This is a genomic window from Paenibacillus sp. SEL3 (assembly GCF_054602585.1).
Genome location: NZ_CM137725.1, coordinates 5290274 through 5302422, shown reverse-complemented (window position 1 = coordinate 5302422; position 12149 = coordinate 5290274). Strand labels below are relative to the sequence as shown.

The window sequence follows — 12149 nt, the reverse complement described above, 5'->3', positions numbered from 1 at the left end:
AAATTTTCATTTATTGCAAATATAATGTTCTAATTTTAGCTCTCAACCCTAATTTCAAATTCTCAACTAAGCTTATCTAACAACAGATTATTTGTCAATTAAGGTTAGCTTATCGACTGCTGGAGTACGTGGTCTTGATTCCGGGGCTCGCCCAAATCAAGTTTGGACAGCACTTCAACTAGCGCAGCATCCTCCTGAACAGGAACACCATGTTCTTTGGCTTTTTCTAAAATGCTATCCGCAATGCGGCCGCTCCCCTTGGCAACGACGATCGGCGCTTCGCTCTCACCAGGCGTATATTTAAGGGCGACCCCTTTTTTATGGAAGGAGAAGAAGGTTGCAAGGGCTCTCCTGCGGAAGAGCATCGTTTTTTCCAGCACCCGGCGGTCCCATAAGAAGGATATTATGATACATTGTCACGCATTGAAAAACCAAGTAATATCAAGGGGTTGACAATACTAAGCGGTTTTTCTTTCGGCGGGAGATCGCTTTTTTTCTTGTAGGCTCTATTAAACACATTTGCGATTTTTTTATAATTTCATAAATACTATCAATTTAAAATTTATCAGGAGCGATGTATTGGCGAGTTTACTTTCCACGATGATGTAACTCTAAAAAGAAGACAAGTAAGCCGTCTCCCTTTAGGTCGGCGTGAAGAGGAGAAGCCGAAGGCTTGGCGAGCGTTTCCTATTGCCGTCGTAAGCGGGAGTGCGCTTTCCATTCTTTATTGATATTCTTTATCCTAACTAAAGGATGAATCATCATGGATAACTGGGATCGCCGATAGATAAGTCTGATGAGAAATTGAAGGAACAAAAAAAACCTGAGATGTCAGGACTTTTTTTGCTGTGCGCTGCCCGAATTCGACATTTTATTTTCGCGTAGTGGTGGGAGTTTTCAGTTTTCACCCGTGAGAAGTGCGTTCAGCAGGTCTGAACGATTAGAAAACCACGACTGAAAGTCGTATATTGAGGGGACTACCCCAGCCAGTATTCCCACGTACAATTACTATACCGTCGTCATGCGGAACGACGTTATGGATCGTCATGGTAGCAGCTCCTTGAAACGGCTTAACTTGACCGCCAAAAATACCAATTTCCGTGATCGAGACAAGTACCCTACTTGAGGAATTAACAAACCCAGCCAGGTTCAAGCGACTTTGGAACAAATTCGGACCTACATTGTTGAGACTAAAAATGAATGCGGTACCTGCTTTAGTTCTTAGGCGACGCGTAGGTTTCAGAATTTTTCTAGAAGAATTTATTTTTCCCATTCGAATCAACTTCCCCTCTTTTTTGATAATATAGAATATGCTAGTTTTTATAGAATCGAAACAGACAAACGGATTGGAAAAAGTGACTATCTTTATCACTAGGCAATAAAAAAAGCCCCGCTATGTCAGGGCAATGGTCTAAAACTTGATTGAGGTGAGCGAACGAAAAACGACGGAGAGCTGCTCAAGCGGATTGCCACGCTACAAATGAAGATCAAGGAACTCCGTGAGAACGAATAGAATTACCGAGAGCTGCACGATTAGAGAAGATCCGCTGACCGTAAATTTGACGCTTTTATGGATCAGCAGAATATTATGCATTCCTGCTGCAGCGATAACTAACGCACGTTTGGCGTGTAGCTGACCCAATACATCGCTGTAATCCTCCATTATTACTGATCAGCGCTTCTTGCTCACGCAACGGTATATGCTCTGCTTGGGGTAATGGTCATAGGAATGGATTATGACTTGTTCACTGGCAGTACAATTTTGATTGGTCGCTTGGCCGTCCGGTTAGAACGCCATCTATCCATATAGACAAGCTCCATGTAATTTTCCATACATATCAAAAAAGCACCTCTCCTCATATTGAAATGTCCCTCTCGGGAATCATTGCCTATATGAAAAAAGGTGCTTCCAAATCTTCATTTATTGCAAATATAATGTTCTAAATTAGCTCTCAACACTAATTTCAAATCCTCAACTAAGTTTATCTGACGACAGATTATTTGTCAATTAAGGTTAGCTTATCGGCTACTGGAGTACGTGGTCTTGATTCCGGGATAACATCAGGATAGCCTGCATATATCATTCCAATTACCTTCTCACCTGGTTGAATTCCCAAGCAAACACGGAATTTAGGCGAATACAGAAATGGTTTTGTCACCCAAAACGTTCCGATCCCTTTGCTCCATGCAGCAAGCATAAAGTTTTGAACAAGCGCGCTGACTGCTGCAAAATCCTCATCCCAAACCGCTTGACGCGGATCTTCTTCCATCACCACTAAAAGCTGAATCGGGTTGTGCAAAATTCCACTCTCAAACTTGTTGTCCTTACCGATATCGGCTGCAATTGCTCTTGCAAGCTTTTTCCGTCCTTCGCCAGCAAACAACAAAAAACGCCACGGCTCACGCATTTTATGATTAGGAGCCCACACAGCGACGTCCAACAGTTCTTTGATCGTTTCTACCGGAATGGAGTCGGATTTAAATCGTTTAATCGTTCGACGTTCCTGAATTATATCTATGACATGTTCACTAAAGGTATGCTTTGTCACGTAAATCCTCCTTCACAGGTACAACTTCTCGATATTCATTTTAAGATGAAAATGATAACTATTCTCAATAAAATATACCTGTAGCTTTCCTTCCTGTCAACCTGCACATTTGAATTCAGTCCCGCACTGTTACCTTCGCAAAAGCTCTTACTCTTTTAAAATGCATCTATTAAATGGTCCGTAACAACTGCCTTTTCGTCAGTTAATTGTACAGAAATCATGTCAAAGCGGATTGGAGCATCTCCAATCCCATTCATATGCAAATATACAGCAGCTGTTTGGCGAACTTGGGCTATTTTACGCGCAGTAACTGATTCTGCTGGCGTTCCATATTTGGAGCTACTACGACTACGTACCTCAATAAACACGAATGTATGCTCCTGCTTGGCAATCAGATCTATTTCACCACTGCGGCATCGCCAATTACGCTCTATGATACGGTAACCCAAGTTTTCTAAAAACAAAGCCGCTGCCTCTTCGCCCATCGCTCCTTTGGCTTTCCGTTGATCCTTGCCTCCAGCCTTCATCTCATTCCTCATCACCAGTCATCCCTTGATGCAAGTCGATCCATTTGATAAATATAGGTAAGCACCTCTGCCACCAACTGATAGAGCTCAGCAGGGATTTGTTCGTCCAAATCAAGTTTGGATAGTACTTCAACCAGCGCAGCGTCCTCCTGTACCGGAACACCATGTTCTTTAGCTTTTTCTAAAATGCTATCCGCAATACGGCCGCTCCCTTTGGCAACGACAATCGGTGCTTCGCTCTCACCAGGCGTATATTTAAGGGCGACCGCCTTCTTTATGGAAGGAGAAGGAGGCTCCAACGGCTCTTTCATATTTTAAGATCGACTCCTTTATACGGCTGAGGTACATAGCTTTGTACTTCAGAAGAGACGAGGCTGTTCTGTTCAGTCCTTATAGGCATGGGCTCGGTACGAAGCGATAGAAGTTGGTATCCTAGTGACTCCAATGCTGTGTGAATGGACTCACGCCCACTGGTTAACAACGATGTCGCCCATTCATGATCATTATGGAGCTTGACACTTACAATCCGATCTACAACCTGGACATCTACCAGGGTCGGTCCAAGCCCCTTCATGTCCAAATCAAACCAAAGACGACAGTTGGAGGCGTCCAGTTCTCCCCGTTTGCCGCGGCGAGACTGAATCTGGATCGTAGCTGTTTCACGACCGTCCGGTCCAACGAACGGTATAAACATGTGTACTTGTGCAAAAGGCGCCGTTCGGTCTGTATTGAGCAGCAACTGCTGACCTGTCAGGTGCTGTACAACCTGCTGAGCCGCCTCTTTCAAAGCGGGCGGCAGGTCGTCACTGCTCATCAGCTGGAGCAGCGCACCTTTTACGGTGGCTGCGTCTGCTGACACTGTGTCGCCTGACGTAGCCGCTAATCCCGGCAGTGTCTGGGGCATTCCCTCTGGCGACTCCATACGTGCCGTCGCCCCTTGCGCGACCTGTGTAGTCGCGCGGTGCACTTGCTGCTCATGCTCTGCACCGAGCAGCTTCAGTACGCGGCCCACCCACGGATCCTCCGTGGGGGTGAGCTGCGGGCTGGATGCCGCAGGCTGTGAAGCAGCGGCATCCGCAGTCCGCGAGGCGCCAGCCGCCGGCTGCGCTACCTCTCCCGTGGACTGGTCTGGTGCAGCCGTGCTCAGTTCGGGTGGCACGGCCGCACGTAGCTCTTGCAGCAACGTGCGCAGCCGCTGGAGCGGCACCTCTGGTGCAGCAGTGTTGTCTGCTGTGGATTGCGTCACAGGGACACCAGCCTGCTGTGTGGAGAGACGGTCTGCCATGACTGCGTTTAAGGCAGACTTCGTCCCCGTAGGCTCTGCCGTGGCCGGAGTTGGAGCACCATCGGCATCCTTAAGCTGCGTACCTGCCGCAGTAGCTTGCTGTTGTTGCTCCGCTTTGACGCGGGAGCCGTTTAATGCATCAGCAGCGCCCGATTCAGGCGCATTGGCACCAGCATCCAATACCACTGTCGCTCCTCGCCCGCTAACTGCTTGCGGTTCTTCTGAAGCAGTCCCGTTGGATGCAAATGCAGTAGATCCCGCCGAAGTATCCGAATCTGTAGCCAAAACACTCGCTTCGCTTACTGTAGCAGCGAGATTGGCTGCCTGAGTCCCTTTTAACAATTCCTTGCCACCTGTGACTTGTTGTCCTGTTTCTGCCTGTTTTGTAGCAGCAGAGGCAGAAGCATCCTTGGACAATGTTAAAGCTTGGCCTTCCTGTCCATCTGCAATCACCACAGAAGAAGTGCCTGTTGGACTAACTGACGTTCGGTCAGTGCTTTTTATTGTGGCTGCTTCCCCTACTGAACGGTCAGTAGGCGTTCCCTGTCCTTGCTGCTTTAACACCGCTTCAAGTTCTTGCTCCAGCGAAGATAACAGATCATTTAAAGGAGGCCCAAACATCGCTTGACGCAATCCGTTTATGCTTTCTGCCGTCAATGGAAGTCCCCGCTGAAAAGCAACTGCCGCCGCCTGCACAAACGTTCCCAACTGTACATTGCCACTTTGCTTCGCCATAGCTTCTCGCAAAGAAGCCGCATTTTCAGATGTCAACGGCACACCATTCTTTTGCATTGCCTGTATAAGCTCCCTGTTCTGAGCTGTATCCGGCAGTCCCACCGATTCCAATACATCTGTCAGCGCTACGGTTTGCTGTGGTGTATTGGCCACATCGTTCAAAGGTTTAAGCACCGTCATTCCGCTGGGGGAAGCCGGTTGAACCTGAAACGTTGTAGTCTGCCCAGGTTGAAGAGGGGTCTCCAGCTTTGCCCTGACCTGAGAACCTTGTATTTGCAATACAGCCTCGTCGCCGTCCTCAGACACCTTTAATACGACTCCTCTTACGACCTGGCCTGGTTGCATATCAAGTTTTTTTGCCTCTCCCGCCTTCACATCTCCAAGTAATCCCCGGAATACAGATCCGATGTTCATATCGCCCCTCCTCTCACTCTCCCCCTACTCAAAAGGGGCTTATGGTATTAGTTATCCTTTATATCGGCATTGTCCCGATTCATAATAAGTAATCACAGATCAAACAGCGTCGGTTGCTCCGTCAACAGATTGCCCAGAAAGCTGCGTCTATGCATCTTTGTAGGTCCTAGCGCCAAAATTTGTTCCCTATGCAACTTGGTAGCGTAACCTTTATGTATACCGATCCCATATTCCGGATACTTCGCATCCCATTCACCTTTGCACAGCCGATCACGGGTTACCTTGGCGATGATAGAGGCCGCCGCAATAGACTGACTGTTCGCATCTCCTTTAATAATAGAGAGCTGCGGAATAGGCACATCTACCTTTTCTGCATCCACCAGTAAACAATCAGGAGACACATGTAAAGCCTCAATAGCCTGCTTCATAGCCAAACGAGCTGCTTGCTTAATATTGATATCATCAATCGTCTGCGCATCTACATAGCCAACTCCTACAGCAATGGCCTTCTCCATAATCAGCTCGTAGTACGCTTCTCTCTTCTTATCCGTCAATTTTTTGGAATCATCCACACCTTCCAGTAACTCACCCACTGGTAAAATGACTGCTGCGGCCACAACATCACCAAACAGACATCCGCGACCTACCTCGTCAATTCCTGCAATCCGCTCACAAGACTGCTCCCAGCATTTTTTTTCATAATGTAGCATGTCCTTCACTACAATCTCTTTATCTTCCATATTCAATACCTGCCCATCTATATGTAGTTTAACGCGTCATTCATGCCGTAGCTCTAGCGATTGAATTCAGCTTACCACAGACCTTCATCGTCCAAAACCCTTTTCTAACTGCCTTCAAATACCAAAAAAACCTTCCTCCTCTCCGGAGAGATGGGGAAGGTTCTTCCTTGCCACAAAGTGCTATGTTCTGTATCGGTGTACCCGTAGAATCAGTAAGGAGCTTCCAAACTGAATCGTCCCAGCTTCCCTGCACGCAGCTCACGCAAAATGATTTTTGACGCCTTTTCAAGATCCACACGTCCGCCGCTAACAATACAGCCGCGTTTACGTCCGATCGCTTCCATGACGTTGACAATTTCATCAGGATTTTCTGTATCTTCAGGACGTTTGGTGAGCTCAAAGCGCTCTGCCATTACATCCCAATAGTACTGGACCAAATATTTAGTCGCAAAAAAAGCAATATCCTCGACATTCAGAATTTCTTCCTTGATCGCACCTGTAACAGCCAGACGATAGCCTACATTCTGATCCTCGAATTTAGGCCATAGAATACCTGGTGTATCCAGCAATTCAACTTCACCGATCTTGATCCACTGCTGTGCCTTCGTTACCCCTGGACGGTCACCCGTAGCTGCAATATTACGTCCCGCCATTCGGTTGATCAGTGTCGATTTACCGACATTCGGAATACCAACAATCAACCCACGCATAGGACGCGGGTTCATTCCCTTCCGAATCTGCCGATCTATCTTTTCCTTAAGCAACAGCTTAGCCTGAATCGGGATTTCTTTTAGCCCCGTTCCAGTTGTGGCATCTACTGGTAAGGCCACATGCCCCTGCTCCTTAAAGTAGGCAATCCATTGCTGTGATACTACGGGGTCCGCCAAATCTGCTTTATTCAATATAATCATTCGCGGCTTGCCTTGCAAAATATCATCAATCATTGGATTTCGGCTGGAGAGCGGCAATCGAGCATCAATCAGCTCAATAACCAAATCAATCAGCTTTAATTTTGCTTCAATTTGGCGGCGCGCTCTGGTCATGTGACCAGGAAACCATTGAATCGTCACCGTCATCACCCCATTGTGCGTAACTCCAACTTTTACCCTTAGGCTCTTAGTTAGGATTACGGCAGCTATGCTGCTTATTAGTTATTCTAGTGGTTAATCCACTGCATATCTTTCGCCGGCCAGAAAATAACGTCAGCCCGACCCACGACTTCTTTCAAATCAATATATCCGATCATCCGACTGTCTGTACTATTGGAACGGTTATCTCCCATTACAAAAATATGCCCAGCCGGAACTTTTCCATCCTTAAACTTCTCATTTGGAAAATTTGTAAACTTGTTGTAAAGCTCGCCATTTTGATGCGCTTCTTCCAAAGGAGCTTTCAGGTAAGATTCCTGAATCGGCTTGCCATTTACTGTAATTGTGTCACCTTCTACCTTGACCGTATCTCCTTCAACGGCAATGACGCGTTTGATAAAGTCTCTTCCTTCCTCCGGCACATGAAACACGATCACTTCGCCTGGTTTAGGGGCACGGAAATCATACAAAATCTCATTCACAATGACGCGTTCTCCGGTATGAAAGTTAGGCTGCATCGACGGGCCATCCACAATAAACGGCTTAAAGAGAAGCCAGCGGATTAAAAAGACAAGCACTAACGCAATAATGATGGCCTTGAGCCACTCAAAAATCTCATTTTTTGGTTTACGCTTGGGCGTACCATCCTGATCAGTTGGCTGCTGTACAGCTCCTTGTCCTACTTCTTGCTCCATAGCTCACTGTCCTCTCTTTACGGTCAATAATCCACAGTTCCCTATGTACGTAGAAAAAACGAAAGGAGCTTGTAACCAAGCCCCTTTCGTTATTCGTTGTATTAACGACGAATTTCTTTAATTCTCGCTGCTTTACCGCGCAGTTCACGAAGATAATAAAGCTTCGCACGACGCACTTTACCACGGCGAGCCACGTCGATTTTATCGATTTTCGGGGAATGAAGCGGGAAAGTTCTTTCCACACCTACACCGTAAGAAATTTTACGAACTGTAAAAGTCTCACTGATTCCACCACCACGGCGTTTAATTACAACACCTTCAAACAACTGGATACGCTCACGAGTTCCCTCAATAACTTTCACGTGCACTTTCAAAGTGTCACCAGGACGAAAGTTAGGCAAATCTTTACGCAGTTGTTCTTCAGTGATCGCTTGGACGATATTCATCTATGACTCCCTCCTTCCGTACAGGTGTTCATGCTTCTTCTGGAAACACAACCGTTTCCTTCATCATCCACAGAGGACCACCGTATTACACACAACAGATGTATTGTATCATGGAGGATACCGCATTGCAACAACAAAAAGGGATTTGACCAAACATTATTTAATTGACTTTATTATAGAACAGGTCACTGCCTGCTTTCAAATCCACTCATGTTTAAAGCGTTTTAATGCTTGTCTTCCAAAAAGTCAGCTTTGCGTTGCTCCTCAATCCACACGCGCTCCTTGCCTGTCAGTTCAGCTTGTTCCAATAGATCCGGTCGGCGTTCCATCGTGCGACGTAACGCCTCTTGTCGTCTCCAAGAATCAATATTGACGTGATGCCCTGACAGGAGTACATCGGGTACTTTCCAGCCCCGAAACTCCGCAGGCCGGGTATAATGGGGGTATTCCAGCAGCCCCGTACTAAACGAGTCCGTTACCGCACTCGTTTCGTTCCCCAGAACTCCTGGAAGCAACCGTGTCACACTGTCAATGACGGTCATGGCTGGAAGCTCACCACCAGTCAGTACATAATCTCCGATAGAAAGCTCATCCGTCACCAAATGCTCTCGAATACGCTCATCATAACCCTCGTAATGCCCACATATAAAAATAAGATGGTCCTCTTTGGCCAGCTCTTCCGCTTTCTTTTGCGTAAAAGTCTCGCCTTGTGGACACATCAAAATAATACGCGGAGATTTTATGTCTGTGTTACGTTCTACCCCTTCATGTTGGTTAACTTCATCGGCAGTCTCTAATGTTGGTTGCTCTGATTTATCCAACAGCGCTTCCACAGCAGCAAAAATAGGGTCAGGCTTCAAAACCATGCCGCCCCCACCGCCATAGGGCGTATCATCCACTTGTCCGTGTTTGTTGCCAGCATACTGACGAAAATTAACCGCTTGCAGTGATACAATTCCCTTATCCCTTGCTTTTCCCAGAATGCTTGCATTAAACACTCCATCAAACATCTCTGGAAACAGGGTCAGCACATCCACCCGCATTACAGCAGACCTTCCATTAACCGTACCGTAACCCGTTTTTCACGCACGTTTACATCCAAAATAACATCTTCTATATACGGCAATAGCAGTTCCTTGCCTTTAGGCATTTTGACTACCCATACGTCATTGGCTCCCGGAGTCAAAATTTCCTTGACCACGCCGAGCTCATTTCCGTCCTCGGTCACCACTTCCATGCCGACTACTTCATGAAAATAGAATTCATTTTCTTCCAATTCGCCTAACCGCTCAGCAGATACCTTCAACAATGTACCTTTATATTTTTCAACTTCATTAATATTGTGATATTCCTTAAATTTAGCGACAACCATATTTTTTTGAAAACGCGCTGTTTCAACAGTTACGGGGATCGGTGCTTTACCTTCAGCCGGAACAATCAAAAGCTCACTGCCTTTTGCAAAGCGATCCTCTGGAAAATCTGTCGTCGTTAATATTTTTAGCTCCCCACGAATTCCATGGGTGTTCACAATTTTTCCGACATTAAACAATTGTTGCATCGTGTTCCTCCTGCTTGTAATCGGTCCCGCTCCATATCATCTTCATCATGTACGAAAAAGGGTTAGGACATACATCCTAACCCACTTTCGTATATCTTTAAGATATGATGTCTACGGTAACCCGTTTATCCATCTTAACGGCTGCTGATGCAACCACAGTGCGAAGCGCCTTGGCGATACGACCCTGCTTACCAATGATCTTGCCTACATCCTCAGGATGTACACTAAGCTCATATACAACAAGCCGATCTTTCTCCAAGGTCTTCACGGTTACATCTTCCGGATGATCGACTAAAGCCTTAGCAATGATTATCACTAATTCTTCCATGGTTGACCCTCCGTATCAGCACCTTATTTCTGTAGTTTAGACTCATGAAACTTTTTCATTACGCCCGCTTTGCTAAGCAAGTTACGGACTGTGTCGGATGCTTGTGCACCATCTTGCAACCATTTCAGCGCTTTATCTTCATCAATTTTTACAACCGCTGGTACTGTGATTGGGTTGTAGTAACCGATTTCTTCGATAAAACGACCGTCACGCGGGGAACGAGAATCAGATACCACGACGCGATAGAAAGGAGCTTTATGTGCACCCATACGTTTCAGACGAATACGAACTGCCACGAAAATTCACCTCCTTCAAAAAGTAGACTGTATATTGTTATCCATAATTCCAAGGGCCTATTGGCCTTAGCGGAAAGGAAACTTCATACCTTTACCCATACTCTTCAACTGCTTCATAGCCTTGTTTTTGCCACCCTTAGGTCCCATCATATCTGAGAACTGCTTCATCATGCGACGCATTTCGTCAAATTGCTTTATCAGACGATTTACCTCAGCCAGTGATGTTCCACTGCCTACAGAAATACGTTTGCGACGGCTATGATTAATCATGTCTGGGTTTTGCTTCTCCTGTGTGGTCATAGAATGAACGATAGCCTCAATTCGGCCCATCTGTTTGTCATCCACTTTGATATCTTTCATCTGCTTCATGTTGCCCATACCGGGAATCATATCAAGAATCTGGTCGATTGGGCCAAGCTTCTTAACTTGATCCATTTGCTCCAGAAAATCTTCGAAAGTAAACTCGGCATTACGCATTTTCCGTTCCATTTCCTTCGCCTTATCGGCGTCGATATTGGACTGCGCTTTTTCAATCAGGGACAACATGTCACCCATACCTAAAATCCGTGAAGCCATCCGTTCAGGATGAAACGGCTCCATCGCATCCAGCTTTTCACCCAATGTAGCAAACTTGATCGGACATCCCGTTACAGCTTTAACCGATAAAGCTGCACCACCACGAGTGTCGCCATCCAGCTTCGTCAGTACAACTCCCGTTAACTCTAGGCTAGTATTAAAGTGCTCCGCAACGTTAACCGCGTCCTGCCCCGTCATGCTATCTACAACCAGTAGAACTTCATCCGGGTTGACGTTGGTATGAATCTGGCGCAACTCTTCCATGAGCTCTTCATCAACATGAAGACGACCGGCAGTATCTATAATAACGTAGTCATTTCCATTATCCTTAGCATGCTGCAAACCCTGTTTTGCGATTTCCACTGGGCTTGTCTGATCTCCCAGAGTAAATACAGGAGTATTAATCTGCTCCCCAAGAACCTGAAGCTGCTTGATCGCGGCTGGTCTATAAATATCACCAGCTACAAGCAATGGGCGATGATTTTGCTTTTGCAGCAATTTCGCCAGTTTACCAGATGTCGTCGTTTTACCTGCGCCCTGGAGACCCACCATCATAATGACCGTAGGCGGTTTGTTTGCTTTGGCAAGCTTGGCCTGACTGCCACCCATCAACTCGGTCAGTTCCTTGTTCACGATGTCGATGATGACCATGCCTGGCGTAAAGCTGTCCATCACTTCCTTACCAACGGATTTCTCCTTTACCTTGGCAATAAAGTCCTTTACAACCTTGAAGTTAACGTCCGCCTCAAGCAAAGCTAATCGTACTTCGCGCATCGCCTGAGCTACATCATCCTCAGACACTTTTCCTTTACCGCGCAGTTTACTGAATACATTTTGCAAGCGAGTCGATAATCCTTCAAATGCCATACTTTCGCACCTCCTTGTCTACCAGGGTTGTTTGTTCTTAATCTA

General features: G+C 46.3%; 14 protein-coding genes and 1 pseudogene. All 15 read right to left on the bottom strand.

The window, feature by feature from the left end; genetic code table 11:
• Window positions 1-104: 104 nt before the first annotated feature.
• Entirely contained in the window at window positions 105-365 is a 261-nt protein-coding gene (locus tag ACYCS5_RS24525; RefSeq protein ID WP_459761340.1) for an EscU/YscU/HrcU family type III secretion system export apparatus switch protein, read from the bottom strand.
• A 1130-nt stretch (window positions 366-1495) separates the two neighbouring features.
• Window positions 1496-1786 (bottom strand): annotated as a pseudogene (locus tag ACYCS5_RS24520) (ATP-binding protein); the annotation flags it as partial.
• Window positions 1787-1997: 211 nt separating this feature from the next.
• A complete protein-coding gene (locus ACYCS5_RS24515) occupies window positions 1998-2549 on the bottom strand; it encodes a nitroreductase family protein (RefSeq protein ID WP_459760253.1) in 552 nt (183 codons plus the stop codon).
• Between the two features lie 155 nt (window positions 2550-2704).
• The gene (locus tag ACYCS5_RS24510) at window positions 2705-3088 is read right to left on the bottom strand and encodes a YraN family protein (RefSeq protein WP_459760252.1); all 384 of its coding nucleotides are present in this window, start codon (window positions 3086-3088) and stop codon (window positions 2705-2707) included.
• The gene (locus ACYCS5_RS24505) at window positions 3088-3387 is read right to left on the bottom strand and encodes an EscU/YscU/HrcU family type III secretion system export apparatus switch protein (protein ID WP_023988176.1); all 300 of its coding nucleotides are present in this window, start codon (window positions 3385-3387) and stop codon (window positions 3088-3090) included. Before ACYCS5_RS24505 ends, ACYCS5_RS24510 begins: the two co-directional genes overlap by 1 nt.
• Window positions 3384-5510 carry a DNA ligase gene (locus tag ACYCS5_RS24500; protein WP_459760251.1) on the bottom strand — a complete coding sequence of 709 codons (2127 nt, stop codon included), beginning with the start codon at window positions 5508-5510 and terminating at the stop codon, window positions 3384-3386. Before ACYCS5_RS24500 ends, ACYCS5_RS24505 begins: the two co-directional genes overlap by 4 nt.
• Before the next feature lie 92 nt (window positions 5511-5602).
• Window positions 5603-6250: a ribonuclease HII gene (locus tag ACYCS5_RS24495; protein ID WP_459760250.1), complete on the bottom strand. Its 648-nt coding sequence runs from the start codon at window positions 6248-6250 to the stop codon at window positions 5603-5605.
• A gap of 209 nt (window positions 6251-6459) precedes the next feature.
• Window positions 6460-7320 carry a ribosome biogenesis GTPase YlqF gene (gene ylqF, locus ACYCS5_RS24490; RefSeq protein ID WP_459760249.1) on the bottom strand — a complete coding sequence of 287 codons (861 nt, stop codon included), beginning with the start codon at window positions 7318-7320 and terminating at the stop codon, window positions 6460-6462.
• Window positions 7321-7406: 86 nt separating this feature from the next.
• On the bottom strand, window positions 7407-8033 hold the full coding sequence (gene lepB, locus ACYCS5_RS24485) for a signal peptidase I (RefSeq protein WP_025721709.1): 627 nt from the start codon (window positions 8031-8033) through the stop codon (window positions 7407-7409).
• A gap of 101 nt (window positions 8034-8134) precedes the next feature.
• The gene (gene rplS / locus ACYCS5_RS24480; protein ID WP_010346403.1) at window positions 8135-8479 is read right to left on the bottom strand and encodes a 50S ribosomal protein L19; all 345 of its coding nucleotides are present in this window, start codon (window positions 8477-8479) and stop codon (window positions 8135-8137) included.
• 224 nt (window positions 8480-8703) lie between these two features.
• Window positions 8704-9522, bottom strand: a complete 819-nt coding sequence (gene trmD, locus ACYCS5_RS24475) for a tRNA (guanosine(37)-N1)-methyltransferase TrmD (RefSeq protein ID WP_459760248.1) — start codon at window positions 9520-9522, stop codon at window positions 8704-8706.
• Window positions 9522-10037, bottom strand: coding sequence for a ribosome maturation factor RimM (rimM, locus tag ACYCS5_RS24470; protein ID WP_013309864.1), 516 nt, complete (start codon window positions 10035-10037; stop codon window positions 9522-9524). The genes trmD and rimM overlap by 1 nt, the downstream gene beginning before the upstream one ends.
• Before the next feature lie 97 nt (window positions 10038-10134).
• Window positions 10135-10365, bottom strand: a complete 231-nt coding sequence (locus tag ACYCS5_RS24465; RefSeq protein WP_013309863.1) for a KH domain-containing protein — start codon at window positions 10363-10365, stop codon at window positions 10135-10137.
• A gap of 23 nt (window positions 10366-10388) precedes the next feature.
• Entirely contained in the window at window positions 10389-10661 is a 273-nt protein-coding gene (gene rpsP, locus ACYCS5_RS24460; RefSeq protein ID WP_013309862.1) for a 30S ribosomal protein S16, read from the bottom strand.
• Window positions 10662-10727: 66 nt separating this feature from the next.
• Entirely contained in the window at window positions 10728-12104 is a 1377-nt protein-coding gene (gene ffh / locus ACYCS5_RS24455) for a signal recognition particle protein (RefSeq protein WP_069011393.1), read from the bottom strand.
• Window positions 12105-12149 lie beyond the last annotated feature (45 nt).

Excerpts from the sequence above, each read along its gene's own strand:
- rimM (WP_013309864.1), bottom strand. The coding sequence starts at position 10,037 with ATGCAACAATTGTTTAATGTCGGAAAAATTGTGAACACCCATGGAATT.
- ACYCS5_RS24505 (WP_023988176.1), bottom strand. The coding sequence starts at position 3,387 with ATGAAAGAGCCGTTGGAGCCTCCTTCTCCTTCCATAAAGAAGGCGGTC.
- ACYCS5_RS24525 (WP_459761340.1), bottom strand. The coding sequence starts at position 365 with ATGCTCTTCCGCAGGAGAGCCCTTGCAACCTTCTTCTCCTTCCATAAA.
- ACYCS5_RS24500 (WP_459760251.1), bottom strand. The coding sequence starts at position 5,510 with ATGAACATCGGATCTGTATTCCGGGGATTACTTGGAGATGTGAAGGCG.
- ACYCS5_RS24510 (WP_459760252.1), bottom strand. The coding sequence starts at position 3,088 with ATGAGGAATGAGATGAAGGCTGGAGGCAAGGATCAACGGAAAGCCAAA.
- lepB (WP_025721709.1), bottom strand. The coding sequence starts at position 8,033 with ATGGAGCAAGAAGTAGGACAAGGAGCTGTACAGCAGCCAACTGATCAG.
- ACYCS5_RS24465 (WP_013309863.1), bottom strand. The coding sequence starts at position 10,365 with ATGGAAGAATTAGTGATAATCATTGCTAAGGCTTTAGTCGATCATCCG.
- trmD (WP_459760248.1), bottom strand. The coding sequence starts at position 9,522 with ATGCGGGTGGATGTGCTGACCCTGTTTCCAGAGATGTTTGATGGAGTG.
- rplS (WP_010346403.1), bottom strand. The coding sequence starts at position 8,479 with ATGAATATCGTCCAAGCGATCACTGAAGAACAACTGCGTAAAGATTTG.
- ACYCS5_RS24495 (WP_459760250.1), bottom strand. The coding sequence starts at position 6,250 with ATGGAAGATAAAGAGATTGTAGTGAAGGACATGCTACATTATGAAAAA.
- ffh (WP_069011393.1), bottom strand. The coding sequence starts at position 12,104 with ATGGCATTTGAAGGATTATCGACTCGCTTGCAAAATGTATTCAGTAAA.